The sequence below is a fragment of the Rhodopila globiformis genome (genome assembly GCF_002937115.1).
In the GTDB taxonomy this organism is placed as follows: Bacteria; Pseudomonadota; Alphaproteobacteria; order Acetobacterales; family Acetobacteraceae; genus Rhodopila; species Rhodopila globiformis.
The window spans coordinates 19,670-43,712 of the sequence record NZ_NHRY01000276.1 but is presented as its reverse complement, the minus strand read 5'-3'; the positions used below and the strand labels follow the sequence as shown (position 1 = coordinate 43,712).

Here is a 24,043-nt window from a genome sequence, read left to right as displayed (position 1 = left end):
CAATGTACTCCTTGATCCCAACACAGTCCCAGCCCCCAAACCGGCGCTGCGGGATCCAGTTCAATCATGATGTCCGTGTCGCTGTCGGGACGGGCATTACCGCGGGCGCGAGAGTCGAACAGGGCGGCGTAGGTGGCGTCCTGGATGGCGAGGCACGGCTTCGTGCTGCTTGAGCCTGGCGGTGATTTCCTGGCTATTCATGCCGCTTCTGTTTCACAGGGTTGGCTCGGGCGTCAGATGACACGACAGATCGACATACAAGGGCATCGCGGCGCGCGCGGCCTGTTCCCGGAAAGCACACTGGAAGGTTTCCTGGCCGCCGCCGCTCTCGGCGTGACGGCGTTCGAACTGGACGTCGGCATGACCGCGGACGGTATCGTGGTGGTCTGCCATGACCCCGCGCTGAACCCGGACCTCGTCCGCGGCACCGCCGGTGCGTGGCTGGAGGGTCCGGGCCCGCTGCTCCGCTCACTGACCTGCCAGGAACTGCAAGCTTATGACGTCGGCCGGCTGCGTCCCGGATCGCCGACCGCGGCCTTGTTTCCCGGCCAGCGCCCGATCGACGGCGCACGCATCCCGACCCTTGCCGCCGTGCTGGCGGCCCTGCCGGCGGCGCGCTTCACCATCGAGGTCAAGAGCGACCCGCGCCATCCGGAGCGGACCGCGCCGCCGACCGTCCTGGCCGACGCCACGCTGGCGGTGATCGACGCCGCCGGCGCGGCCGCCCGCGTCACGATCGAATCCTTCGACTGGCGGGTGCAGCGCCATGTCCGCCGGCGGCGGCCGGACGTCCGGCTCGCCTGGCTGACGCGGGCGGAGACGGTGCGGGAGTCCGCCCTGTGGTGGGACGGCATCGTCGACGTCGCGTCGATCCCGGCCTGCGTGGCCGCGGAAGGCGGTCCGGTCTGGGCGCCGGACGCAGCCGATCTGACCGAGGCGCAGGTGCGGGAGGCCCACGCCGTGGGTCTCTCGGTGCTGCCCTGGACGGTCAACACGCCGGCTGACATGGTTCGGCTGGTTGCCTGGGACGTGGACGGGCTGATTTCCGACCGTCCCGACCTTGCGCTGTCCTGCGTCGGCCCCGGGCAGCCGGGCGCCGTGTCCGGCTACCGCAGCGCGGCCTCTATCATATTGTAGGTATCGGCGACCGTCAGCACGTGGCCGTCGCGGATGAACAGGCTGCGGTTCGGCTCGGCGACGCGCCCGACGACGTCGATGCTCGGCTTGTTCGGACTCCGTGCCAGCGCGGTCAGGAATTCCCGCGCGCCGGTCGGGCCGAGGAAATGCAGCATGTACAGGTCAGCCGGTCTTGCCGGCCGCCCGAGCTGCGCCTCGAGCGCGCCGCGCTCCTGCTGCAGCCGTTCCGCCGCCATGATCGCCGCCAGCTCGGGGTTGTCGCGCAGCGCCAGGATCTTCCGGCGCAGCGCATGCGGCGTGACCGTCAGCCGGCCGTCGCGGCCAGTCTTGATCGCCGCGGCATAACGCGCAAGTCCGTGCCGCGCGCCGAAGTCTCGGACGACCGTCAGCCATGTTACCGTAGTGAACTGAAGCAGCCCGCGTGCCGAGGAGTGCTGGTTGCGTGCCTTCGGATCGAAGCGGCTTTCCTGCCAGGCGATCACCGTCAGGACCGCCGGATCGGCCTTGGCTTTCCGTTCCGCAACACGAATGGCGCGCATGACCTCCCGGTTGACGTCGGCCCGGTTGACTTCGGCCCGGTTGGCGTCAGTTTGCCGTCGCGGCGCGGCTCTGTTTCTATTGTGGAACGAATGGGCGGCTTTGACGGAACGCCGGGCATGAGCGGAACCGTGCTTCTTGATCCTGACCGTCGGCTCGGGGCGGGGATGGGCGGCCTCGGTCGGCGGAGCCAATGGCCCCGCCTGTGCCGTGGTAAGAACCAGGCAACCAAGCAGCATCCCGCGTGCACTCATGAAACCGCGAGCAAACGACGGCATCCCCGGCACCTATTTATATCGTTTCAGCTCCTATATCGCGCCAAAACGTCTCCGGTCGAGGTCTGTCACAATGAGCATAGCAAGACAAGCCCCGGGATTGACAAGCGTCCCCGCTGGTGATCGCGCCCTGTCTTCCCTTATCCTGGCAAAACGGTCACCGCTTCGCCGTTCCGGGCTGCGCCATCGCCTTGTGCGCCCTCGCCAGCAGGTCGGACGGCGTCACCGACGCGATCGCCGTCATCAGCTTGTTGTGCCAGCCGGTGACGACATCGCCCTGGCCCTGCATCATCGCAGCGAAGCCCTGTTCGGCCACCATCGCCGGATCGTCCTTGCGGACCGCGCCCATCCTGGTATCCGTCAGATCGGCGCGTTCAAAGAAATCCGTCTCGGTGGCGCCGGGCATCAGGCAGGTGACGGTGATGCCGTCGCCCGCGACCTCGTGCCGCAGGGCGAACGAGAACGAGTCGAGGAAGGCCTTGGTGGCGTTGTACACCGCCTGATACGCGCCCGGCATGAACCCGGCGATCGAGCCGGTGATCAGGATGCGGCCGCGCCTGCGGTCACGCATGTCGCGGCCAACCCTGTGGATCAGGTAGATCGTGCCGATGATGTTGGTGTCGACAACCTTGCGCGCCGCCGCGAAATCCTGGTCAAGGTAGGCTTTCCCCAGGCCCCGTCCGGCATTGGCCAGCAGCGCCTCTACCGGGCGGTTGCCGATCGCCAGATACAGCTTGTCGACGCCTTCGATCGTGGACAGGTCCGCCTCGATCGCATCGACCTTGACGCCGAGGTGGCGCAGGGTGGAAGCGGCCTGCTCTATCTCCGGCTCATCCGCAACGATCAGCAGGTCGAATCCGTTTCTTGCGCAGCATTTCGCCAGTTCCAGGCCGATGCCGCTGGAGGCGCCGGTGACGACTGCCAGCGCGCTTGTGTCCGAGGCCATGATGATGCTCCGCTGTCAGGGTTTCATGACGACCTTGATGCAGCCGTCCTGCTTGTCCCGGAACGTCCTGTACAGCTCCGGCCCGTCCTCGAGCTTAGCCCGGTGGGTGATGACGAACGACGGATCGATCTCGCCCTTCTGGATGCGCTCCATCAGCTTCGGCAGGTAGTGCTGCACCGGCGTCTGCGCCATGCGGAAGGTCAGCCCGCGGTTGATCGCCGAGCCCATCGGCACCTTGTCGAGGAAGCCGCCATAGACGCCGACAACCGAAACGGTGCCGAAGTTGCGGCAGCAATGAATCGCCTGACGCAGCACGTGCGGCCGGTCGGTGCCCATGAAGGTGGCGACCTTGACGCGGTCGACGAGGGAGTCGGCGCTGCCGGTGGCATCCGCCTCGGTGCCGACCGCGTCGATACAGGCGTCCGCGCCGCGGCCGGCGGTCAGGTCCTGGATGCGGTCATAGACATCCTCGGCCTTGAAATCGATCGTCAGCGCCCCGGTTTCGCGCGCCATCGCCAGCCGCTCCGGCACCGTATCGATCGCGATCACCCGGCCGGCGCCCAGCAGGAACGCGCTGCGGATGGCGAACTGGCCGACGGGGCCGCAGCCCCAGATGGCGATGGTGTCGCCGTGCTGGATGTTGCAGAAATCCGCAGCCATGTAGCCGGTCGGGAAAATGTCCGACAGGAACAGCACCTGTTCATCCGTCAGCCCGTCCGGCACCTTGATCGGCCCCACATCGGCGTATGGCACGCGTAAGTATTCGGCCTGTCCGCCAGCATAGCCGCCCAGCAGGTGCGAATAGCCGAACAGTCCGGCCGGCGAATGTCCCCACAGTTTCTCGGCTTTCAACTTGTCCGGATTGGTCCGCTCGCAGCCCGAGTAGAAGCCGCGCCTGCAGAAGAAGCACTCGCCGCACGAAATGGTGAACGGCACCACCACGCGGTCGCCGATCCTCAGGTTCTTCGTTTCGGAGCCGAGTTCGACGACCTCGCCCATTGTTTCGTGGCCGAGGATATCGCCGTGCTGCATCGACGGAATGACACCGTCGTAGATGTGCAGGTCGGAGCCGCAGATCGCGCAGGCGGTCACCTTGATGATCGCGTCGCGCGGATGCTCGATTTTCGGGTCCGGAACGGTATCGCAGCGCATGCTGCCTTTGCCGTGCCATGCAAGTGCCTTCATGCGTCCGTCCTTTGCCGTTCCATCCTGTCCATCCTGTCGGAATGGCGTGGCCGGGGCGGCGTTCCCTCATAACGGCGCGAGCGGGAGGACTCGTCCCACCCGCGTCAGGCCAACGTGGTGGACGGAGAAGAATTTGGCGCCGGGTCCTCGCCCCACTGTCACGACAGCGACAGAGGCTTCCCCAACCGCGCGGTTTGTCGCACTGTACCCAGCATGTGCGGACGCTATGCTAGTTTCCTGCCTCCGGACCTGATCGCCCGGCTGTTCGGGACTACCAATCCACTGCCGAACCTGAAGCCGACGTGGAACATGGCGCCGCGCATGGACGCGCCCGTGGTACGCCGGCACCCCGACACCGGCGAACGCCATCTGGACCTGCTGAACTGGGGCTTCGTGCCGGCGTTCACCAAGGACCTCAAGACGGCCCGCCGCCCGATCAACGCGCGGGCGGAGACCGTCGCGTCCTCCGGCATGTTCCGCGCCGCCTTCGCCAAACGCCGCTGTCTTGTGCCGGCGGCGGCCTTCTATGAGTGGCGAGCCGATCCCGGCGGCAAGACACCGTTCGCGATCGCCCGCGCGGATGGCGAGCCGATGGCCTTCGCCGGCATCTGGGAAGGCTGGCGCGCGCCGGACGGCGAGATCCTGCGCAGCTTCGCCATCCTGACGACGCACGCCAACCGGCAGATGGCGGCCTTGCACGAGCGCATGCCGGTGATCCTGGAGCCGGCCGACTGGCCGGTCTGGCTGGGCGAGGCCGAGGGCGATCCGCAGGCACTGCTGCGCCCGTCGCCCGAGGATGTGCTGCGGCTCTGGCCGGTGGACAAGCGCGTCGGCAACGTGCGCAACGACGGGCCGGACCTGCTGGAGCCGGCGGCATCCCTCGTTTGATCCGTTCGCCACGGCTGCACGCCGGACCGGGCACGCGGGTGACAGATTGCGACGCGGAAATCGTCGGCGCGCCGCAACCTGTTCGTCCTGCGTCCGTTCACCGCCTGATCAGCAGGGGAGCCATCGCATGGGAGCGTCGGAGCGGCTGAACAAACTGAAGGACGACCTGGGGGAACTGGCGCCCCGGCAAGCCACCACGGATCCCCAGCCGCAGACCGGCCCATCGGCGAGCCGCGGCCGCGGTGCCGAGGAACCGACGCAGATCCCTCCGCGCGGTTGGCGCGACATCCTGGTGCGGACGTGGGGCGAGGTCCAGGAGAGCAACCTCTTCCTGGTTTCTGGCGGCGTGACCTACGCCATTATCCTGGCGCTGTTCCCGGGCCTGGCCGCCCTGGTTTCGATCTATGGGCTGCTGCTGGACCCGAAGCAGGTCGAGCAGCAGGTCGCCTCGCTTTCGACCGTGCTGCCGCCGCAAACCGCCGAGATGATCGGCAACGAACTGCACAGCCTGGTCAGCGCTTCCAGCGGAACGCTCGGCCTCAGCGCCGTGGTGACGCTGCTGTTCGCGCTCTGGAGCGCCTCGCGCGGCATGAGCGGACTGATCACCGCCCTGGATATCGCCTACCAGCAGAAGGAGACCCGCAGCTTCTTCAGGTTCAACCTGATCGCCATCGGCCTGACCATCCTGACGCTGATCGGCGGCGTCATCACCATCGCCCTGGTCGGCGTCCTGCCGGCGATGGTCGGCTGGATCGGGCTGGGCGTGGTGGGGCAGTGGGCGGTGCTGGGGCTGGAATGGCCGCTGCTGATCGTCGTGGTGATGACCGGCCTGGCGGTGCTGTATCGCTACGCGCCGGACCGCAAGGAGGCGCGCTGGCGCTGGGTGACGCCGGGCGCCATCGTTGCCACGGTGCTGTGGATCGTCGGCTCCATCGGCTTTTCCGTCTACGTCAGCCACTTCAACAGCTACAACAAGACCTACGGCGCGCTCGGCGGGGTGGTCGTGATGCTGACCTGGCTGTATCTCTCGGCCTTCGTCGCCCTGCTCGGCGCGGTGATCAATGCCCAGGCCGAGCGGCAGACGGTGGCGGATTCGACCGAGGGACATGCCAAGCCGCTGGGCGCGCGTGACGCCTATGCCGCGGACACAGTGGGCAAAACGCCGGGCTGACGCGGACGCCAGCCTGACGGTTCGGGGGGCCGTCCCTGCGGCCGGTGACTGTTTTTCGCCCGAGGTGTTGACGAACGCGGGTTTGATCCGAACATGAAGGGAAACCGCTCTATAACAGGGCGGCAGCAACTCTTGATCGGGAACCACCATGCAGCGCCCGAACCCCTGCCGCCTGACCCTGGTTCCTCAGGACGATACGGCGGCTGTCACCGACGCCCTGTGGGCCCGCCTGCGGCGCGAAGCCGAGGAAGCCTATGAGCGGGAGCCCAAGCTGGCGCCGTTGTTCTTCGACTCGATCCTCAACCAGCCCAGTTTCGAGACGGCGGTGTTCCACCGCGTCGCCGCGCGCCTGCGCAACGACGTCGTCTCCCTGCCGCTGATCGTGCAGGCCTTCGCCAAGGCGTGCGCCGACGACCCCTGCATCGTCGAGGCCGCCAAGGCCGACATCGCCGCGGTGCTGGAACGCGATCCGGCCTGCGATCGGCTGATCGAGCCTTTGTTGTATTTCAAGGGCTTCCACGCGATCCAGGCGCACCGGCTGAACCACTGGCTGTGGAGCCACGGGGAGCGGGATTTCGCCCTGTACCTGCAAAGCCGCTCGTCCGAGGTGTTCCAGACCGACATCCATCCGGCGGCGCGGTTCGGGCATGGCATCTTCCTGGATCACGCCACCGGCCTTGTGGTGGGAGAGACCGCCACGCTCGGCGACAACGTCTCGATGCTGCACCACGTCACCCTGGGCGGCAGCGGCAAGGAGCATGGCGATCGGCATCCGAAAGTGCGGCACGGCGTGGTCATCGGCGCCGGCGCGGCCATCCTGGGCAACATCGAAGTCGGCGAGCATGCCCGCATCGCCGCCGGGTCGGTGGTGCTGAAGCCGGTACCCCCGCACGCGACGATGGCAGGCGTTCCCGCCAAGGTGGTGCGGATTGCCGAGACCGACGAACCGTCCCGGTCGATGAACCAGACGCTGAGCGACCTGGCGTACCAGTCGTTCAACTACACAATCTGATACCGGGGGCATCGCACCCGCGTCGCCTCATCGTCACCCTCAAGATCGTCTCCCTAGCGTCACGGCCGGGACACGCCCAGCCATGACGATGGGGCGCGGCATGCCGGCGATGGTAGATGTGTACCACGGCGGCGATGGGCGGCGCGGCGCGCCAACCCAGGCGGGCGGCCGTGTGCGCGGTTCTGCCAGCCGCCTCAGCGAACGGGGATGTTGTCCAGCAGCCGCACGGCGCCCAGCTTCGCCGCCGCGATCAGGCGCGCGTCCGGCGCCGCGGCGGCAATCGGCGTCAGGCTTGGCCCATCCACCAGCGCGAAATAGTTGACCAGAAAGCCGGCAGCGCCCAGGTCGGCCCGAGCCTCCGCCAGCGGCGCGTCCGCGGCTTCACCGGCCGCGATCCGTGCCGCGGCCGCCCGCAAGGCGGCATTCAGCCGCGGGGCCACCGTCCGCTCCGCCGCCGAGAGGAACCGGTTGCGGGACGACAGCGCCAGCCCGTCGGCCTCCCGCACCGTCTCCACCCCAACGATCTCCAGCGGCAGCAGCAAGTCGGCGGCCATCCGCTTCACCACCTGAAGCTGCTGCCAGTCCTTCTCGCCGAAATAGGCGCGGTCCGGCCGCACCTGGCCGAACAGCTTGGCGCACACCGTCGCCACGCCGCGGAAATGGCCGGGGCGGGCGTCGCCTTCCCACCGCTCGGCCGGGCCGGCAACGACCACCGTGGTCTCCGCATCGTCCGGATACATCGTCGCCACGTCCGGCAACCAAGCCAGCGCGCAGCCCTCGGCCTCCAGTGCCGCCAGGTCGCCCGCCTCGTCGCGCGGATACAGCGCAAGGTCCTCGTTCGGCCCGAACTGCAGCGGGTTGACGAACACCGACGCCACCGCCGCCGCCCCGGACGCAACGGCGCGGCGCACCAGCGTCCGATGGCCCTCGTGCAGCGCCCCCATTGTCGGCACCAGGGCCAGGGAGCCGGCGTGTCGGCGCAGGCGCATGCAGGCGTCACGCAGGTCAGGAAGAGTGCGGGCAATCAGCATCGGGAAACAGACCTTGGTTCAGGCTGTGGTCACCGGCAACATGCCGCGACCTTAAAGGAAGGCGAGGCAATGAAATTACAAGGCCAGATCGCATTGGTCACGGGTGGATCACGTGGCATCGGCCGGGCGACAGCCCTGCTGTTCGCGCAGGAGGGCGCCGACATCGCTTTCTGCCACCTGGATGACGCGGCGCAGGCCGACGCCACGGAAGCCGAGATCCGCGCGCTCGGCCGGCGTGTCCTGCACCGCTCGGTCGACGTCGCCGACATCGCCGCGGCGCGGGCCTTCGCCGACTCGGCGGCCGCCGAACTCGGGCCGATCGACATCCTGTTCAACAACGCCGGGATGAACATCCGCAAGCCGTTCGAAGCCTACACCGAGGCCGAGTTCGACCGCATCCTGTCGGTCCACCTGAAGGGCATGTTCTTCATGGCGCAGGCGGTCTGGCCGGCGATGCTGGCGCGCGGACGGGGCTGCATCATCAACGTCGCCTCGCAGCGCGGGCTGAAGGGTGCCGCCAATGCCGCGCCGTATGCCGCCGCCAAGGCCGGGATCATCGGCTTCACCCGCGCCCTGTCATGGGAGGCCGCGCCGCGCGGCATCCGCGTCAACGCCATCGCCCCCGGCCCCATCGACACCGACCTGACCGCCACCATGGACCCGGCCGATCGGCAGGCATTCATCCGGGCACTGCCGGCGGGTCGGTTCGGGCGGCCGGAGGAAATCGCCGCCACCGCCCTGCTGCTGGCCGGGCCGGAGGGCGGCTTCTATGTCGGCGCGACCCTCTCGCCCAACGGCGGGGACGTGATGTACTGACCGGTCTCGGCCAGCAACCGCGCCGCCGCCGCGGCAACCTCGGGCGGCGCGATCGGCCGGGCCAGGCGGATGACGGCGCCGTCAAGCGCGGGCTGCGGCGCGCCGTCATCGAACAGGGCCACCACGGGCAAGCCCGGCAGGCGGCGTCGCCAGGCGCAAACCGCCGCCGGCTGCCGGTCCGGCGACAGGTCCGCCACCAGCAGGTCGGGTTGCATGCCATCTTCGGCGCAGTCGGCATCCATCACGCGGAAGCCGCGGGCCAGCAGGCTGGTGCGCAGCCCGTCACGCTCCACGGGTTCGTCCCCGGCCAGCAGCACGACCGGACCCGGCACGGCGAAGCAGGTCCCGGACCCGGCGGCCGAGGCGCACGTCTCCTGCCGGGCCGGCAGGTACAGCCGTACCGTGGTGCCCTCGCCCGGGCGGCTGTCGATGGCCAGCGCGCCGCCGGACTGGCGGGCAAAGCGATGCGCCAGGGCCAGGCCGAGGCCGGTGCCCTTGCCCGCCGGCTTGGTGGTGAAGAACGGCTCGGTCGCGCGCGCCACCATTTCCGCGTCCATGCCGGTGCCGGCGTCCTGCACGGCGAAACAGACGAAGCCATGCGGACAGGCCAGGTCCGGTTGGTGAGGGACCTCGGTTGTCCATCTGGCCGACAGGCTGATCCGCCCGGACATGCCGATCATCGCGTCGCGCGCATTGTTGGCCAGGTTGATCAGCGTCATTTCCAACTGGGCGCGATCCGTCTTCAACGACGGCAGATCGGCAATGGCGTCAACCGCGATGGCAAGGTCCGGCATCGCCGCCAGCAGGGAGTCACGCACGTGCGGCAACAGGATATTCGGATCGACTGTCTCGATCCCCGCCTCCTGGACGCGGCTGTGCGCCAGCAGGCGGCTGGTGATGGCCATGCCGCGTTCGGTGGCGCGCTCCAGCATCGCGGCCTGGCGCAGCACCCGGTCATGATCCGCCGGGTGACGGCGCAGCAGCGATGCGACCGTCAGGACCGCCTGCAGCACATTGTTGAAATCATGCGCCATGCCGCCGGCCAGCAAGCCGAGCGTCTCCAGCCGCTGGGCGGCGAGCCAGGCGGCCTTGTAGCGCGCGCAGTCCCGCTGGGCAGCCGCGAGTTGGGCTTCCAGCGCCGGCGGGGAGCGGCAGAGCACCGTGATCGCCTGTCCCGCCTCGCTTATCCGTCGGTGCATCCCATCCTCTGCCATTTCGGCCGATCGGCAGGCCGGTGCGCAGTCGATCTGTTGCATCATTTGGACACCCGGTGAGCTTCGCACCGTTATACCAAATGATACGTTCATGCACATGTATCAAAGTAAAAATCCTCCGGCAGAGCCGGAGGCTTTTCGGTTGCGGGCCCCTCAAAGGGGCCTTTTCGCAACCGGCCAAGGCGCAAGAGAGTGCCGCTGCGCAGACGCGAGCGACATGCGCCCCAACGGCGAAGAACATACTCCCGGAAATGTCGAACTCTGACAGCCACCCCGGCAGAGCCGGGGGTTCTCCCCGGGGCAATAGCTTTCAACATATTGTGATTTTATTGAGATAAGTTGCACATTTTCAGATATGCACGTGGAAGGAGATGTCATGAAAGTGATTTCTGCAAATAAATGGTCCTGCCAACGGGCCATTCCCGCGGCGCGGGTCAAGGCAACGCAAGCGCCCCGGGTGCCGGCCCGCATGACGGTACCTTTGCGGCTTTTTAACCGGCTCTATGGCCACGGCGGGCTGTCTTTCGCCGTCCGGCTGGGTTAAGTCGCCCCATCATGGCGCAGGCAGATACCACCAAGGCAGCCGCGAGGTCATGGCTGCGGCGGGAACAACGCGCGGGTGTCCGCGCGGCGCGTCCCGTGCTCGTCTTGCATGTCATCGGTCAGGTTCTGGCGATCGGGCAGGCGTTCGCCGCCGCCACGGTTCTCGCCCGGGCCTTCGCCGGCGGCGAGATCCCGCTGTTGGCCCTGGCCGTCTTCGGCACATTGGCGCTGGTGCGGGCCGTGCTGTCCTACCTGACCGAGCAGGCGGCGTTCTCCGCCGGCGCCGCGGCCAGGCGGCGGCTGCGCAGCGACGCGTTGACGCGCCTGCTGCATGCCGGTCCCGCCTTGCTGCGCAGCCGGCACTCCGGCGACCTCGCCACCATCGTGGTCGACCGGGTGGAGGCGCTGGACGGCCTGTTCTCCCGCTACGTCCCGGCGGAAACCTTCGCCATGGCCGGCCCGGTCATCGTGCTGCTGGCGGTGCTGTACGCCGATCCCCGGGCCGCGCTGATCGTGGCGGGGTTCGGGCTGCTGGTGCCGGTGGGCATGGCGGTCGCCGGCATCGGCGCCGCGGCGGCCTCGCGCACCCAGTTCCTGGCGCTGGCCCGGCTGCAGGCCCGGTTCCTCGACCGCGTCCGCGGCATCGCCACCATCGTTCTGTATGGCCGCGCCCAGGACGAGGCGCAGGCGCTGGCGCGGGCGGCAAAGGAACTGCGCATCCGCACCATGCGAGTGCTGCGGGTGGCGTTCCTGTCCTCGATGGTGCTGGACATCGCCGCCGCGGGCGCCATGGTGGTGCTGGCGATTCATTATTTCTTCACCCTGCGCAACAGCGGCGACGCCGCCTTCACCGCGGACCTGTGGCCAGCCCTGGCCGTGCTGCTGCTGACGCCGGAGTTCTTCGCGCCGCTGCGGACCTACTCGGCCGCCTACCAGGACCGCCTGCATGCCACCGGCGCGGCGGAATCCCTGGTTGACCTGCCGCCGCTGCCGCAGCCGGTGCCGCCGGCGGAAATCCGCACCGTCAACGCCCGCGGCGTCACCGTCGCGTTCGACAACGTCACCCTGACCTGGGACCCCGCCCGCGGCCCGGCGCTGGACGAGCTGTCCTTCCGCCTCGCGGCCGGGGAGACGCTGGTGCTGGCCGGCCCGTCGGGGTCGGGCAAGTCCTCGGTGATCGAGATCCTGCTGGGCTTCGTGCACCCCGACAGCGGCCGCGTCACCCTCAACGGCGCCGACATCACCGACCTCGTGCCGCAGGCGCTGTCGCGGCTGACGGCCTGGATCGGCCAGCGCCCGGTGCTGTTCGCCGGCTCGATCCGCGACAACATCCTGTTCGCGCGGCCCGAGGCGACGGCCGAGGAAGTCGCCGACGCCGCCCGCGCCGCCAAGCTGGACTCCTTCGTCTCCGGCCTGCCGCGGGGGCTGGATACGATGATCGGCGAGGGCGGCTACGGCCTGTCCGGCGGCCAGGCGCAGCGGGTGGCGATCGCCCGCGCCTACCTCAAGAATGCGCCGCTGCTGCTGCTGGATGAGCCGACGGCGCACCTGGACCCGGCGACGGAGAAGGACGTGTTCGAAAGCCTCAGCCGCCTGGCCATCGGCCGGACGGTGATCCTGGCAAGCCATTCCTCCGCCGCGCACGGCTTCGGCGGACGGCGGCTGGATCTGCGGCATGGCAAGGCCGTCTCGGCGCGAGGTGTGGCATGATGGCTCCCCTGACACGAATTCTGCTGATCTGGGGCGGCCAGTTCATCTGGCTGGCGATCGGTGTGATCATCTCCCTGGCGGCGCTGGAGGCCGGCGTCGGCCTGATGACCGTCTCGGGCTATGCCATCGGCGCCGCGGCGGCCGGCGTGGTGACGCTGCCGTTCGTGCTGCGCTTCCTGGGCGTCAGCCGCGTGGTGCTGCGCTACCTGGAACGGGTGGTGACCCACAGCGCCACGTTCCGCGCGCTGGCCGATCTGCGGGTGTGGTTCTTCCAGTCGCTGGCGCGGACCGGGGCAGGGGGCCTGGGCTTCCGCCAGGCCGGCGACATGCTGGCGCGCCTGGTGGGTGACGTGGAGGCGCTGGACGGCTTGTACCTACGCATCATCCTGCCGCTGATGGGCGCGATGCTGCTGCTGCCGGCGATCGTGCTGCTGATCGGGCACCGTTCGGCGGCGCTGTCGATCGAGGTCGGCGTGCTGTTCGCCATTGCCGCCTTCGTGCTGCCCTGGATCGCGGCGCGCGTGTCGATGCGCACCGGCACCGGCCTGGCGGTGGAGGCCGGCGCGCTGCGCATCGCCGCGCTGGACGCCCTGACCGGCCTGCGCGAGGTTCGCGCCTTTGCCGCCGAGGGCCGCATGCTGGCGGCGGTGCAGAGCAAGGAGGCCAAGCTGTTCGCCGCGCAGAAGGCGATGGCGGGCCGCCTTGCCTTGGCCAGCGCCGGCGCCTTCCTGTGTGCCCAGTTGGCCGTGCTGGCGGTGCTGTCCGAGGCCGGCGCCCATCCGGCGGCGGCGGTCGCGGCCGCCTTCCTGGTAGTGGCGGCGTTCGAGGCGATCAGTGGCCTGCCGCGCGCCGGCGCCGCCGCCGGCCATGCCGCCGCCGCGGCGCATCGGGTGATGGAGGCGGCCGACGCGCCGGTGCCGGTGCCCGATCCGGCCGATCCGGTGGCGATGCCCGAACGCACGACCCTGCGCTTCGAAGGCGTGCAGTTCCGCTGGTCTCCCGATCGGCCCCTGGTGTTCGACGGCCTGACGCTGGAGGTGCCGGAAGGCGCCCGCGTGGCGCTGCTTGGTCCGTCGGGCGCGGGGAAATCCACCCTGGCGGCGCTGGCGCTGAAGGTGGTGGCGCCGCGCTCCGGGCAGGTTACCCTGGGCGGCACCGACATCGCCTTCCTGCCGGCGGCGCTGGTGCGTGCCCGTATCGGCTGGCTGGGGCAGACCACGCACCTGTTCGACGACACGATCCGTGCCAACCTGCTGCTGGCCCGGCCCGACGCCGACGAGGTGTCGCTGTGGGCGGCGCTGGACTCGGCGCGCATCGGCGACGTGGTGCGGGCGCTGCCGGACAAGCTGGAGACCTGGGTGGGCGAGGGCGGCACGCGCTTCTCCGGCGGCCAGGGACGCCGCCTGGCGCTGGCCCGGGCGCTGCTGTCGCCGGCGCCGATCCTGATCCTGGACGAGCCGTGCGCCGGGCTGGACGCGGAGACCGAGCGGGCGTTCCTGGAGACTCTGAACGACACGGCGGCGGGACGGACGATCATCCTGATCACCCACCGGCTGACCGGGGTCGAGCGGCTGGACCGGATCTTCCGGCTGTCCGGCGGGAAGGCGGTCGCGGCGGCGGCATAGGACAGGGTCGTCTTCTTATCGTCATGGCCGGGCGTGTCCCGGCCATCTACCCGCCGCTGTCGAAGCGCAGATGGCCGGGACTGGCGCCCGGCCATGACGGAGAGAGAACGGCCGCGACCGCGCCGAGCGGCGGCACGAGTGGCGGCTCCATGGCGGGGGCGACAACCACCGCACCGGTCATGCCGGCGCCCAGGGATTGATGACGGTCACGCCGCAACCTGCGAAGCCTTCGACATCGCGGGTAACCATGTACGCCCCGGTCGCCCGCGCGATTGCGGCGATCATGAGGTCGTGCGGGGCGGCCGGGCGGCCGGCCTGCCGACGAAAAGCGAACAGCGCGGCGTATGCCATCGCCGCGCCTTGGTCGAACGGCAGGAGGCGCTCCTCGAATTCGTCGAACATCTCACGCGCGGTCTTCTCGAGGTCGCGGCGGCGGCGGCCGTCCGCCATGACGGCAAGACCCGCGAAGAATTCCGCCTGCGAGATAGTCGCAGTGAACAACCGCCGCTCGTCCTGTGCCTCCATCCAGGCGGCAACCTCCGGGACACGATCAAGGCGCATCATCGCGGACAGGATGTACGTATCGAGGATGAACATCAATCGAACCGGGGCGGCTCGCGGCCGGGCTCGCGGGGAGGCAACTCCAGGTCGATACCGCCGAGAGCCGCGAAGCGGTCATGGATGCGGTCATAGAAGCTACGCGCGCGCCTCCGGGGCGAGGCCTGCAGGGCGGCCTGCAGGATGCGGTGTGCTTCAGCCTCCATCGAATGGCCATGCTCTGCGGCGCGGATGCGCAGCCGTTCCTTGATCGCCGGATCAAGGTTGCGGATCGTGATGCTGCTCATTGGGGCAGTAGCTCTCCAGGCAGTATGATTGCACTGTCATCAATGATTGCATCGCCGTCAATGCCTGACGCCATGGCGCCGCTGCTCCGGACGTTGTCACGGCGTGCCTCAGTGCTGTCGGATTCGCGGTGGTGACCCTGCCATGTGGACCTCGGAAACCCATTTATGCCATGGCAGCAGCGATTTGCGTCATGGGAGCGATCTGATCGTCAGCAGCCTCGCCAGGGATCGATCAGGGGCGCGCCGCACCCGGCAAAGTCTTGGGTGTTGCGTGTGGCGATAGCCGCCGCGCCGCGTGATTGCGTGATCGCAGCGATCTGAAGATCCGCCGTCCGAACCGGTTTCCCCACCCGCCGCCGATCGGCTGCCCAGTCGGCGAACGCGGCGGCGGCGCTGTCGAACGGAAGCATGCGTCCAGCCAACAAGATCGCAAACGTCGTCGTGACGGCGCGATGAAGAGCCTCGCGGCGGCCGCCGGGTGGAAGAAGCGCAATGCCATGGAGCATCTCGGCTTCGCTGATTGCCGTTGCATACAGCGTCGCGATGGGCTGACCGTCAGCCCAGGCGATCACAGCTGGATCTGCTTGCGGCCTCGCCAGTTCGGAAATGACGTTGGTGTCAAGCACGATCACACGGGTGGATCCCACGCCGGCCCGAGAAATCCGGCGGCTGGCGGGGCATCTCCCGCGGAATGTCCGGGATCTCCATGCCGCCGAGGGGCTCGAAGATCGCGCGCATGGCTTGGCCGAAGCGCTGTGGCGCCTCACTCGGCGCGACCGCCATGCCTGGCGGAGCAGATGGCGGGCTTCCTCCCATTGGCGTTAAAATCGCGTGGCGGCGGCACGATGCTTGCCATTCCGTCATGGCCCGGCTTGTCCGGGCCATGACGAGGAGGCAACAGCCAGCCCAATTTTAACGCAAATGGGGTTTCCTCCTCCATTCAGCGCCTGTGAGCGGCGGCTTGCGCCTTCAGGCGGATATGCAGATCGTCCCCGATATTGCGGATGAGCAAGGTTGCCATGGGCAAAGCCTCCCGAATTGTGCCAGCATGCTGGCAAATTGACGGTTTGCCGGCAACGACGGCGAGCAACGACATCTCATCACCATCGGTGCCACGCCGGATTGGCAAAACAGTGGCTTTCCGCATCACCCCGGACGCGGTCCAGCGGGGCAGGCCGCAAGAGGTTGCATTACGCAAGTCGGAGTGATCGACGTTAGCCCGGTCTCAATCGCGTCAGGCTGTCTCCAGGGCACGTTGCACCGCCGGGGGGTCACGCTCAATAACAGTCAGATAGGCCAGCGCAGTTGCGTCCGGCTCGCGACGCGCCTGTTCCCATTCCTGGAGTGTCCGCAGCGGAATCCTGAAGGCCGCAGCGAACTGGGACTGCGACAGGCCGGTTCGCCGTCTGACCCATTGGACGCGTGCCGCGGTGATTTTCGCGTCCGTCATCGGGGAAGCCGCATCCGGGTCGGAAGCGATGGCCTGTTCAATCTCAGCTTCGGTCATCCTGCGAATCCGCTGCCAATCCACGCCGCTTCGCTTGATTTTGTCGAGCATTTCAGGGGTCATTGTCATCCGGGTCGGCTTCACCGCATTTCGAGCCACTTTCTGACCTCCTTTGGGCGTACAGGGTGGCCGAAGATAATGCTACAGACCTCGCTGCGCATGGTGTACACGCAAGCGAACCACTGTCCTTCAATGTCGGCGAAAGCTTTGATCCTGACCTCGCTGTAATCGGTCCGCCGATCCTCGCTCTCACCGACGCGTGCCGCCAACACCACCGCACCAAATGCCAGCGACACGCCGTGCCGCCGGGCGTTTTCTTCATTCTTGGCCGGATCGAACTCAATCTCCACAATGACATCTATCCGTCAATGACGGATAGATGTCAACAAGAATGCCGTACAGCCAACCGTCTGACTGACCTATTCGGCCTGATCGTCCCCCCTTTGTATAGGCTCGTCCCAAGGTCTTCTTGATGATCTGCCGTGCGGCCATTTGCTGGTTTGCCCTCCCGCCCGGGGCGGATGGATTGACCCTGCGTTTGATCACGGCTCCTGTACCATTTCGCCAGGTCCTGATACCTCCGCGTCGCCGGTTGCCGGTCCAGCAAACCGGACGACTGGACCCGGCGTTCTCGCAACCTGCTGCACGAAAGCCCGGTCATGCGCCTCTTTCCCCTGCTGCCGCTGCTCGGCCTGATCGCCGCCCTGCTGCTGCCACTGTCCGCCCGGGCCGCGGACGCGCCCGCCTATGGCCCTGACCTGCAAGGCTTCGACTACCCCTGGCCCGTCAGCCATTACCGCTTCACCTCGCAGGGCGAAGCGCTGGACATGGCATATATGGACGTCGCGCCGGCGCACCCGAACGGCCGCACCGTCGTGCTGCTGCACGGCAAGAACTTCTGCGCCGCCACCTGGCAGGCCACCATCACCGTCCTCACGCGAGCCGGCTTCCGCGTCGTCGCCCCCGACCAGATCGGCTTCTGCAAGTCCACCAAGCCGGCGCACTACCAGTACAGCTTCCAGCAACTGGCCGCGAACACGCACGCGCTGCTGGACTCGCTGCACATCGGCAAGGCGACGATCACCGGGCACTCCACCGGCGGCATGCTGGCGATCCGCTATGGGCTGATGTATTCGCAGGACACGGACCGCCTGGTGCTGGTTGATCCAATCGGCCTGGAGGACTGGAAAGCCAAGGGCGTCCCCTGGCAGAGCGTCGACGCCTGGTACCGGCAGGAGCTCAACACCACGGCGGACCGCATCCGCGACTACGAATGCACGACCTACTACGCGGGCGCCTGGCAGCCCGCCTACGAGACCTGGGTGCAAATGCTGGCCGGGATGTACCGCGGCCCCGGGCGAGACGTCGTCGCCTGGAACTCGGCGCTGCTCTACGACATGATCTACACCCAGCCGGTGGTATATGAGCTGCCGCACCTCGCCATGCCGGTGCTGCTGGTCATCGGCGACAAGGATACCACCGCCATCGGCAAGGCGCTCGCGCCCGCTTCGGTCCGGCCGACCCTGGGCAATTACCCGGCGCTTGGCCACGAAGCCGCCGCGGCGATCCCGAACGCCAAGCTGGTCGAATTCCCCGACCTCGGCCACGCGCCGCAGATCCAGGCGCCGGCGCGCTTCCACACGGTGCTGCTCGACTGGCTGGCCGCCGATTCGAGCGCAAAGATTGACGGGGTGCGGCCGTGACCCTATAAGCCGCCCCTCCCCCCGACGGGTCGCTGCAACGGGCGCACCCGCCGGCATGCTTGCACAGGCACGGGACGTCAGGTCGCCGTGCCCTTGGTTTTTCGGAGAGTCGTCGTGAAGCGTACCTATCAACCCTCGAAGCTGGTCCGCAAGCATCGCCACGGATTCCGCGCCCGCATGGCGACCGTGGGTGGCCGCAAGGTCCTGGCCAACCGCCGCGCCAAGGGCCGCAAGCGTCTGTCCGCCTGACCCGGAACGCGTACGCTGGTATGCCAATCATGCCAGCCCAGCCCGCGGCGCCGCCCGGCTTGAAGCCGGGACGACTAAAGCGCCGGGCGGAGTTTCTGCGCGCCGCCGCCTCCGGGCGGAAGGCAGCGGTGGGCGGCGTCGTGCTGCAGGCCCTGGCGCGTGCGGACGTCCAGCCGGCGCGGCTCGGTTTCACCGTGACGAAGAAAATCGGCAACGCCGTGGTGCGCAACCGCACGCGGCGGCGGCTCAAGGAAGCGGCCAGGCTGGTGCTGAAGGACCGTCCGGTCACCGGCGTGGACCTGGTGCTGATTGGCCGCGACAGCACACGCAAACGAGATTTCATGGTTCTGCAAGATGATATCCGGCGCGCGCTGAACCGGACCGGGGTAACATGACCCCGGCGGCGCGCGTGGGCATCGGGGCGGTGCGCGTCTACCAGTGGACGGTGCGCCCCCTGATCGGGGCAAACTGCCGGTTCTGGCCAAGCTGCAGCGAGTATGCGGTGGAGGCGCTGCGCATCCACGGCGCGGCGCGCGGCTCGGTTTTGGCGGCGAAGCGCATCCTGCGCTGCAATCCGTGGCATGAAGGTGGCGTCGATCCCGTCCCCGGGAGCGACGGACAGATGGGGCATTGATGGACCAAAAACGGCTCTTCCTGGCGATTGCGGCATCGCTGGCGATCCTGCTGGGCTTCCAGTTGCTGGTGGCGCCGCACGTGGCGAAGCAGATGCCGCCCACCAGCCACGTGGCGAACGTACAGCATCCGGTGACGACGCCGCGCGAAGGCGCGCCCGATGCCGGCGCGGCGCCATCCCCGGCCACCGAAACGCCATCCCAGGCCGCGGTGCCGCGCAACGTGCCGCGCGTGAAGATCGACGCGCCGCAGGTCGAAGGCTCGATCAGCCTGCTGGGCGCGCGGCTGGATGACCTGGTGCTGAAGGACTACCACGAGGAAATCAGCCCCTCGTCGCCCCTGGTGCGCCTGCTGGAGCCCCGGTCGGAGGATCATCCGTACTACATCCAGTACGGCTGGACCGCGCCGGCGGGCGAGGACGTGAAGCTGCCCGGCAACGACACGGTCTGGGCCGCCTCGACCGAGACGCTGACGCCGGCCACGCCGGTGACCCTGTCGTGGGACAACGGCGCCGGGCTGACGTTCCAGATCGAGCTGTCGATCGACGACCACTACATGTTCTCGGTCCAGCAGACGGTGAAGAACGCCACCGGCCAGGCGGTGAAGCTGTTCCCCTGGTCGCGCATCCGCCGCGACTACGAACCCAAGGTCGCCGGCTACTATGTGCTGTTCAAGGGCCTGCTGGGCGTCGTGGACGGCACCTTGCAGGAAACCACCTACAGCAAGGCCAAGAGCGAGGGCGAGAAGAAGAACGGCATCGCCTACGAGGCCGATGCAACGGGCGGCTGGGCGGGCATCACCGACAAGTACTGGCTGACCTCGCTGATCCCCGACCAGTCGGTGCCGTCGAAGGTGAAGTTCTACTATCAGGACGATAACGGCAATCATTACCAGGCGGACTACATCACCCAGGATCCGCAGACCGTCCCGGCAGGCGGTTCGGCGGAGCTGACCACGCATACGTTCGCCGGCGCCAAGGTGGTGTCGCTGCTGGACCAGTACGAGAGCCAGTACCACATCCCCAGCTTCGACAAGGCGGTGGATTTCGGCTGGTTCTATTTCCTGACCAAGCCGATTTTCTTCGCGCTGGACTTCCTCAACCGGCTGTTCGGCAACTTCGGCGTCGCCATCCTGGTGTTCACCGTGCTGGTCAAGGGGCTGTTCTTCCCGCTGGCGAACTACTCCTACCGCTCCATGAGCAAGATGAAGCTGCTGTCGCCGAAGATGACGGCGATCCGCGAGCGGTTCAAGGACGACCCGCAGAAGATGCAGCAGGAGATGATGGGGCTGTACAAGGCGGAGAAGGTCAACCCGGCCTCGGGCTGCCTGCCGATGCTGGTGCAGATCCCGGTGTTCTTCTCGCTGTATAAGGTGATTTTCGTCACCATCGAGATGCGGCAGGCGCCGTTCTTCGGCTGGATCCACGACCTGTCGCAGGTGGACCCGACGAACGTGTTCAACCTGTTCGGGCTGATCCCGTTCAATCCGGCGCACTATCTCCCGCTGCTGCACCTGGGCGCCTGGCCGCTGATCATGGGCATCACCATGTTCCTGCAGCAGAAGATGAACCCGCCGCCGCCGGACCCGACGCAGGCGCGCCTGTTCCAGTTCATGCCGATCGTCTTCACCTTCATGATGGCGAGCTTCCCCGCCGGGCTGATCATCTACTGGAGCTGGAACAACACCCTCTCGATCGCGCAGCAATGGCTGATCCAGCGGCAGACGCGGCTGACCAAGCCCTCGCTGGCGCGCACGTGACGGCGGAGGCGCCGGCTTTCGCCGACGCCGCCCCGGACGAGGCGGCGCTCGAGGCCGGGCGCCTGCTGTTCGCCGGGGACTGCACGTTCTTTTTCGGGGCCCAGCAACTGGCGCAACTGCCGCCGCCGGCGGGCCCCGAGATTGCGTTCGCCGGCCGATCGAATGTCGGCAAGTCGTCGCTGCTGAATGCGCTGACCGGGCGCAAGGCGCTGGCCCGGGTTTCCCAGGAGCCCGGCCGCACCCGCCAGCTCAATTTCTTCAACCTCGCCGATCGGCTGACCTTGGTCGATATGCCGGGGTATGGGTATGCGCGGGCGTCGAAGGACATCAAGGCCGACTGGCAGGGCATGATGTTCGACTACCTGCGCGGCCGCCCGACCTTGCGGCGGGTCATGCTGCTGCTCGATGCCCGCATTGAAGTGAAGCAGGCGGATCACGACGTCATGGCTTTGCTCGATCGCGCCGCGGTAACGTTCCAGATCGTTCTGACCAAGACCGACGGCCTCAAGCCGGCCGCCCTGGCGCGTAAGATCCAGGAGGCCGGGCGGCTTGCCCGCTCGCATGCGGCGGCGTATCCGCGCATACTGTCGACGAGCAGTGAAACCGGAGAGGGAATCGCCGCGCTCAGGGCAGACCTGGCCACGCTGGCGGAAGCGGCCAGGACCTGACGGCACCCGTCCCGACGGAACAGGGGAGCATGCACCATGGCCAAACGACCCGCCGCGCCGCGCAAGGCCAGGCCGGACCCGACGGACGGACTGCTGATCGCGCTGGCCGAGAGTGTGCTGGCCGACTACTTCTTCGATCCGGATACCGAGGAGGAGTACAAGACTCGGCTGTCCGCCGCCAAGCTGGCCGGCAACGAAAGCCTCGTGCTGAACGAGGAGACGTTCGAGCTGATCGACGGCGACTGCGACGTGCGGATCGAGGCGCTGAAGACCTGGACGGCGTTCCGCGTCTCGGCCGCCTACAATGCCTTCGCCATGACCGTGGAGGGCCTGTGGAGCTTCGAGCACGAGACGCTGCAGCAGGCCAAGGTGGTTTCCCGTTCCGGCAGCAAGGACGAGATCGAGGCCGTGGTCGACGACCTGCTGGACGAGCTGGAAGGCCCCGACCTCGATGACGAGGAGATGGAAGATCTGCTGGGGGCATTGGAGGACGAGGACGAGGCCCCGCTGATCGGTGACGACCCGACCGAACCGCCGCCGGCAACCGGCACCGAGCGCAGCCGCATCAAGGCGATCGCCAGGAAGCTGGCCCGCAGCCGCGACGGGGAGCTGACGATCGAGGATCGCACCTGGCTGGAACAGATGCCGCAGACGCTGCCGGTGATCACGGAAGGCCTGATCGAGGCCGCATCGACCGATGGCAAGCAGCGGGACGACAAGCTGGTCACCAGCTACATGCAGATGCTGTCGCTGCAGCTTGAATTCGTCCGCTACCGGCTGGACCGCGGCTGGGACTGGGCGGAGCGCATGCTGGACGACTACCAGCAGACCCTGATCAAGCTGGGCGAGGCGAAGACGCTGCCGCAGGAAGACTGGTTCCTGATGGCCTCGGCCCTGACCGAGGCGCGGGTGCCGGTGTCGGAGGAGATGCAGACCGCCCTGGCCACCGCCGGCTTCACGCTGCAGGAGCTGGAGCCGACCGCCGACATGCAGGGCATGCTGCGGGGGTTCCTGGACGAGCTGGCGAACATGCTGACCTCGCCGTTCGAGGTGGTCGAGACGTTGCGGCGCTCCAGCGCGCTGATGCCGGCGACGCTGCGCGGCTTCCTGGCGACCGAGCTGGCGCTGTCGTCGCAGCCGATGCTGCGCGACGCGGTGCCGCTGATGCTGCTGGACGACGATTCGGCTGTCCGCCGCGATGCCGCCCGGGCGCTGGAGCAGGCGGCGCGTCCGGATACGCTGTCGCCCGACGCGCTCCGCCGCATCATCGCCGTCCGCAGCTGGATTCCCCCGGCCGATCGGCCGGCGGTGGACAGCGCGGTGCGCAAGGCGCGGGTGGCGGGGGTGCAAATCGGCTCGTGGCCGGAGGCTCCAGCCGACATCGAGTATTACGCCACGATGATCGACGGCTCGGGCGCGCAGAGCGTCCTGACGCTCAGCCGCGGCGGCAAGAAGGGAGTGTTCGGCGGCGTTCTGCTGCGGCACGGCACTGGCGTGATGGATGCCTGGATCGACGTCGACCTGGGGCGCAGCAAGGTCAACCGGCTGCTGAAGGACGCCCAGATGGGCGGCATCTTCACGCGGGTGGACAAGAGCTACGTCGACGCCACGATCCAGCACGCCATCGCCACCGGGATCGAGCACAATGCCGTGCCGCCGGAGCCGCTGCTGCAGGTCGCCGAGGTCGCCGGCGGCAGCGAATGGAAGGACCGCCGCCTCGATCCGAAAGCCGAGGCCGAGCGGCTGTTCCATGAGCTGAAACTGGACGAGGCGCCGGAAGGCGGGATCGCGGCGCTGCATGAGCACGGATTGCGCTGGATGGAGGAGGACCCGATCATCGGCTCGTGGTTCGAGGACGGGCCGGAGATCAGCAAGCTCCTGGCGGGGCTGCCTCGCTCGGACCGCAAGGGGATGATGCAGCGGGTGATGGCGGAGATCCTGCCGCCGGAGCGGGCTGCCTGGGGCGAGCGCTTTCTGCTGATGGCGCTGTGGGCGCAAGCCAGCACCGAGGCGAAGTATCGCGACCGGACCGCGGATCTTGCGGTGGTGGCGCATGCGCTGCTGGAGGATGATCCGCTGGAAGTCATCCCGGTGATGGGCCTGATCGCGGCACAGACGGTGCGCGCGTACCTGGAAGGCGGCTGGTAGCCGGCCGGCGGCGCCGGCTCCGTGCTGGTGGACGATGGCCGCGGCCGTCGGAGCTGTTGCGCGGCTGTTGCCCTATCGTCATGGCCGGGCGGGTCCCGGCCATCCACCCCCCGCCGTCGAAGCGTAGATGGCCAGGACATGCCCTACCGCATGCACAGATCTCGGAAACGATGCCCCACCAGCGGCGAGCGAGGGCGTGATAATGCAATCATCCGCCCGCCCGGACGGCGCTTTGTACCCCGGTATCTTGGCGTCTTGGCGTTGAACGGGAACCATGCTGCCGCACCGGGCGGGGATGGGTGCGCTACATCGGCGGTCCGTGCGGTAGAGAACGTCGATAAGACGCCAAGACGCCAAGTTCATGGCCGCCAACCCGCTACCTGCCGCAACCAAAGGCATGACAGGCGGCCGCGCGCGTCCGGGCCATGGCGGCGAGCGCCTG

General features: G+C 68.0%; 26 protein-coding genes. 15 read left to right on the top strand and 11 right to left on the bottom strand.

The window, feature by feature from the left end; translation table 11 throughout:
• Positions 1–237: 237 nt before the first annotated feature.
• Complete coding sequence (locus CCS01_RS31885) at positions 238–1,137, top strand: glycerophosphodiester phosphodiesterase family protein (protein WP_104523251.1); 900 nt, start codon at positions 238–240, stop codon at positions 1,135–1,137.
• Here the strand turns inward: CCS01_RS31885 and CCS01_RS31880 are convergent.
• The 3 genes from CCS01_RS31880 to CCS01_RS31870 form a co-directional block, all read right to left on the bottom strand.
• Entirely contained in the window at positions 1,107–1,676 is a 570-nt protein-coding gene (locus tag CCS01_RS31880) for a transglycosylase SLT domain-containing protein (protein WP_158258723.1), read from the bottom strand. The two genes, CCS01_RS31885 and CCS01_RS31880, sit on opposite strands and share 31 nt — an antisense overlap.
• Positions 1,677–2,106: 430 nt before the next feature.
• On the bottom strand, positions 2,107–2,895 hold the full coding sequence (locus CCS01_RS31875) for an SDR family NAD(P)-dependent oxidoreductase (protein WP_104523247.1): 789 nt from the start codon (positions 2,893–2,895) through the stop codon (positions 2,107–2,109).
• Between the two features lie 15 nt (positions 2,896–2,910).
• Complete coding sequence (locus tag CCS01_RS31870; protein WP_104523245.1) at positions 2,911–4,080, bottom strand: zinc-dependent alcohol dehydrogenase; 1,170 nt, start codon at positions 4,078–4,080, stop codon at positions 2,911–2,913.
• Between the two features lie 213 nt (positions 4,081–4,293).
• On the opposite strand from CCS01_RS31870, the gene CCS01_RS31865 reads away from it, so the two are divergent.
• The 3 genes from CCS01_RS31865 to cysE all read left to right on the top strand — a co-directional run bounded on the left by CCS01_RS31865 (position 4,294) and on the right by cysE (position 7,151).
• Complete coding sequence (locus CCS01_RS31865; RefSeq protein ID WP_104523243.1) at positions 4,294–4,968, top strand: SOS response-associated peptidase; 675 nt, start codon at positions 4,294–4,296, stop codon at positions 4,966–4,968.
• 127 nt (positions 4,969–5,095) lie between these two features.
• Positions 5,096–6,139 carry a YihY/virulence factor BrkB family protein gene (locus CCS01_RS31860; RefSeq protein ID WP_158258722.1) on the top strand — a complete coding sequence of 348 codons (1,044 nt, stop codon included), beginning with the start codon at positions 5,096–5,098 and terminating at the stop codon, positions 6,137–6,139.
• A 148-nt stretch (positions 6,140–6,287) separates the two neighbouring features.
• Positions 6,288–7,151 (top strand): serine O-acetyltransferase, encoded by an 864-nt coding sequence (gene cysE, locus CCS01_RS31855; RefSeq protein ID WP_104523239.1) that lies wholly within the window; start codon positions 6,288–6,290, stop codon positions 7,149–7,151.
• A 194-nt stretch (positions 7,152–7,345) separates the two neighbouring features.
• Here the strand turns inward: cysE and panC are convergent, their stop codons facing one another.
• A complete protein-coding gene (panC, locus tag CCS01_RS31850; RefSeq protein WP_104523237.1) occupies positions 7,346–8,182 on the bottom strand; it encodes a pantoate--beta-alanine ligase in 837 nt (278 codons plus the stop codon).
• 69 nt (positions 8,183–8,251) lie between these two features.
• Here panC and CCS01_RS31845 point away from each other — a divergent pair, with 69 nt between their 5' ends.
• The gene (locus tag CCS01_RS31845; protein ID WP_104523235.1) at positions 8,252–8,998 is read left to right on the top strand and encodes an SDR family NAD(P)-dependent oxidoreductase; all 747 of its coding nucleotides are present in this window, start codon (positions 8,252–8,254) and stop codon (positions 8,996–8,998) included.
• Here the strand turns inward: CCS01_RS31845 and CCS01_RS31840 are convergent.
• Positions 8,950–10,197 carry an ATP-binding protein gene (locus CCS01_RS31840; RefSeq protein ID WP_104523233.1) on the bottom strand — a complete coding sequence of 416 codons (1,248 nt, stop codon included), beginning with the start codon at positions 10,195–10,197 and terminating at the stop codon, positions 8,950–8,952. The genes CCS01_RS31845 and CCS01_RS31840 overlap by 49 nt on opposite strands.
• Before the next feature lie 391 nt (positions 10,198–10,588).
• Between CCS01_RS31840 and CCS01_RS34105 the strand changes: the two genes are divergently transcribed.
• The 3 genes from CCS01_RS34105 to cydC are packed head-to-tail and all read left to right on the top strand — an operon-like array spanning position 10,589 to position 14,090.
• Positions 10,589–10,756, top strand: coding sequence for a hypothetical protein (locus CCS01_RS34105; RefSeq protein WP_158258721.1), 168 nt, complete (start codon positions 10,589–10,591; stop codon positions 10,754–10,756).
• 11 nt (positions 10,757–10,767) lie between these two features.
• Positions 10,768–12,465: a thiol reductant ABC exporter subunit CydD gene (gene cydD, locus CCS01_RS31835; RefSeq protein WP_104523231.1), complete on the top strand. Its 1,698-nt coding sequence runs from the start codon at positions 10,768–10,770 to the stop codon at positions 12,463–12,465.
• Positions 12,465–14,090, top strand: coding sequence for a thiol reductant ABC exporter subunit CydC (gene cydC, locus CCS01_RS31830; protein ID WP_104523309.1), 1,626 nt, complete (start codon positions 12,465–12,467; stop codon positions 14,088–14,090). The genes cydD and cydC overlap by 1 nt, the downstream gene beginning before the upstream one ends.
• Before the next feature lie 177 nt (positions 14,091–14,267).
• Here the strand turns inward: cydC and CCS01_RS31825 are convergent, their stop codons facing one another.
• From CCS01_RS31825 to CCS01_RS31800, 6 genes are all read right to left on the bottom strand, one after another.
• A complete protein-coding gene (locus CCS01_RS31825) occupies positions 14,268–14,687 on the bottom strand; it encodes a PIN domain-containing protein (RefSeq protein WP_275112990.1) in 420 nt (139 codons plus the stop codon).
• Positions 14,687–14,935: a FitA-like ribbon-helix-helix domain-containing protein gene (locus CCS01_RS31820; protein ID WP_104523227.1), complete on the bottom strand. Its 249-nt coding sequence runs from the start codon at positions 14,933–14,935 to the stop codon at positions 14,687–14,689. The genes CCS01_RS31825 and CCS01_RS31820 overlap by 1 nt, the downstream gene beginning before the upstream one ends.
• 209 nt (positions 14,936–15,144) lie before the next feature.
• Positions 15,145–15,567, bottom strand: coding sequence for a type II toxin-antitoxin system VapC family toxin (locus CCS01_RS31815; protein ID WP_104523225.1), 423 nt, complete (start codon positions 15,565–15,567; stop codon positions 15,145–15,147).
• 308 nt (positions 15,568–15,875) lie between these two features.
• Positions 15,876–16,025 (bottom strand): FitA-like ribbon-helix-helix domain-containing protein, encoded by a 150-nt coding sequence (locus CCS01_RS34495; RefSeq protein ID WP_193540187.1) that lies wholly within the window; start codon positions 16,023–16,025, stop codon positions 15,876–15,878.
• Positions 16,026–16,169: 144 nt separating this feature from the next.
• A complete protein-coding gene (locus tag CCS01_RS31805) occupies positions 16,170–16,493 on the bottom strand; it encodes a helix-turn-helix domain-containing protein (protein WP_239992475.1) in 324 nt (107 codons plus the stop codon).
• A gap of 29 nt (positions 16,494–16,522) precedes the next feature.
• Positions 16,523–16,792 (bottom strand): BrnT family toxin, encoded by a 270-nt coding sequence (locus CCS01_RS31800; protein WP_104523223.1) that lies wholly within the window; start codon positions 16,790–16,792, stop codon positions 16,523–16,525.
• A gap of 309 nt (positions 16,793–17,101) precedes the next feature.
• Here CCS01_RS31800 and CCS01_RS31795 point away from each other — a divergent pair, with 309 nt between their 5' ends.
• The 7 genes from CCS01_RS31795 (at position 17,102) to CCS01_RS31765 (ending at position 23,601) form a co-directional block, all read left to right on the top strand.
• The gene (locus CCS01_RS31795) at positions 17,102–18,145 is read left to right on the top strand and encodes an alpha/beta fold hydrolase (RefSeq protein ID WP_104523221.1); all 1,044 of its coding nucleotides are present in this window, start codon (positions 17,102–17,104) and stop codon (positions 18,143–18,145) included.
• Between the two features lie 114 nt (positions 18,146–18,259).
• Positions 18,260–18,394 carry a 50S ribosomal protein L34 gene (gene rpmH, locus CCS01_RS31790; RefSeq protein WP_104523219.1) on the top strand — a complete coding sequence of 45 codons (135 nt, stop codon included), beginning with the start codon at positions 18,260–18,262 and terminating at the stop codon, positions 18,392–18,394.
• Between the two features lie 29 nt (positions 18,395–18,423).
• Complete coding sequence (rnpA, locus tag CCS01_RS31785; protein WP_104523305.1) at positions 18,424–18,789, top strand: ribonuclease P protein component; 366 nt, start codon at positions 18,424–18,426, stop codon at positions 18,787–18,789.
• Entirely contained in the window at positions 18,786–19,028 is a 243-nt protein-coding gene (gene yidD / locus CCS01_RS31780) for a membrane protein insertion efficiency factor YidD (protein ID WP_104523217.1), read from the top strand. Before rnpA ends, yidD begins: the two co-directional genes overlap by 4 nt.
• Positions 19,028–20,785: a membrane protein insertase YidC gene (gene yidC / locus CCS01_RS31775; RefSeq protein WP_104523215.1), complete on the top strand. Its 1,758-nt coding sequence runs from the start codon at positions 19,028–19,030 to the stop codon at positions 20,783–20,785. Before yidD ends, yidC begins: the two co-directional genes overlap by 1 nt.
• On the top strand, positions 20,782–21,453 hold the full coding sequence (gene yihA, locus CCS01_RS31770) for a ribosome biogenesis GTP-binding protein YihA/YsxC (protein WP_239992474.1): 672 nt from the start codon (positions 20,782–20,784) through the stop codon (positions 21,451–21,453). The genes yidC and yihA overlap by 4 nt, the downstream gene beginning before the upstream one ends.
• A gap of 36 nt (positions 21,454–21,489) precedes the next feature.
• Positions 21,490–23,601, top strand: coding sequence for a hypothetical protein (locus CCS01_RS31765; protein ID WP_104523211.1), 2,112 nt, complete (start codon positions 21,490–21,492; stop codon positions 23,599–23,601).
• Positions 23,602–24,043 lie beyond the last annotated feature (442 nt).

Coding starts and splice junctions, on each gene's coding strand:
- cydD (WP_104523231.1), top strand. CDS start 10,768: ATGGCGCAGGCAGATACCACCAAGGCAGCCGCGAGGTCATGGCTGCGG.
- CCS01_RS31765 (WP_104523211.1), top strand. CDS start 21,490: ATGGCCAAACGACCCGCCGCGCCGCGCAAGGCCAGGCCGGACCCGACG.
- rnpA (WP_104523305.1), top strand. CDS start 18,424: ATGCCAGCCCAGCCCGCGGCGCCGCCCGGCTTGAAGCCGGGACGACTA.
- CCS01_RS31860 (WP_158258722.1), top strand. CDS start 5,096: ATGGGAGCGTCGGAGCGGCTGAACAAACTGAAGGACGACCTGGGGGAA.
- CCS01_RS31805 (WP_239992475.1), bottom strand. CDS start 16,493: ATGCTCGACAAAATCAAGCGAAGCGGCGTGGATTGGCAGCGGATTCGC.
- CCS01_RS31795 (WP_104523221.1), top strand. CDS start 17,102: ATGCGCCTCTTTCCCCTGCTGCCGCTGCTCGGCCTGATCGCCGCCCTG.
- CCS01_RS31865 (WP_104523243.1), top strand. CDS start 4,294: ATGTGCGGACGCTATGCTAGTTTCCTGCCTCCGGACCTGATCGCCCGG.
- CCS01_RS31825 (WP_275112990.1), bottom strand. CDS start 14,687: ATGTTCATCCTCGATACGTACATCCTGTCCGCGATGATGCGCCTTGAT.
- cydC (WP_104523309.1), top strand. CDS start 12,465: ATGGCTCCCCTGACACGAATTCTGCTGATCTGGGGCGGCCAGTTCATC.
- CCS01_RS31875 (WP_104523247.1), bottom strand. CDS start 2,895: ATGGCCTCGGACACAAGCGCGCTGGCAGTCGTCACCGGCGCCTCCAGC.
- yidD (WP_104523217.1), top strand. CDS start 18,786: ATGACCCCGGCGGCGCGCGTGGGCATCGGGGCGGTGCGCGTCTACCAG.
- CCS01_RS34105 (WP_158258721.1), top strand. CDS start 10,589: ATGAAAGTGATTTCTGCAAATAAATGGTCCTGCCAACGGGCCATTCCC.
- CCS01_RS31880 (WP_158258723.1), bottom strand. CDS start 1,676: ATGCGCGCCATTCGTGTTGCGGAACGGAAAGCCAAGGCCGATCCGGCG.
- yidC (WP_104523215.1), top strand. CDS start 19,028: ATGGACCAAAAACGGCTCTTCCTGGCGATTGCGGCATCGCTGGCGATC.
- CCS01_RS31870 (WP_104523245.1), bottom strand. CDS start 4,080: ATGAAGGCACTTGCATGGCACGGCAAAGGCAGCATGCGCTGCGATACC.
- cysE (WP_104523239.1), top strand. CDS start 6,288: ATGCAGCGCCCGAACCCCTGCCGCCTGACCCTGGTTCCTCAGGACGAT.
- CCS01_RS31820 (WP_104523227.1), bottom strand. CDS start 14,935: ATGAGCAGCATCACGATCCGCAACCTTGATCCGGCGATCAAGGAACGG.
- panC (WP_104523237.1), bottom strand. CDS start 8,182: ATGCTGATTGCCCGCACTCTTCCTGACCTGCGTGACGCCTGCATGCGC.
- CCS01_RS31885 (WP_104523251.1), top strand. CDS start 238: ATGACACGACAGATCGACATACAAGGGCATCGCGGCGCGCGCGGCCTG.
- CCS01_RS31845 (WP_104523235.1), top strand. CDS start 8,252: ATGAAATTACAAGGCCAGATCGCATTGGTCACGGGTGGATCACGTGGC.
- CCS01_RS31840 (WP_104523233.1), bottom strand. CDS start 10,197: ATGCACCGACGGATAAGCGAGGCGGGACAGGCGATCACGGTGCTCTGC.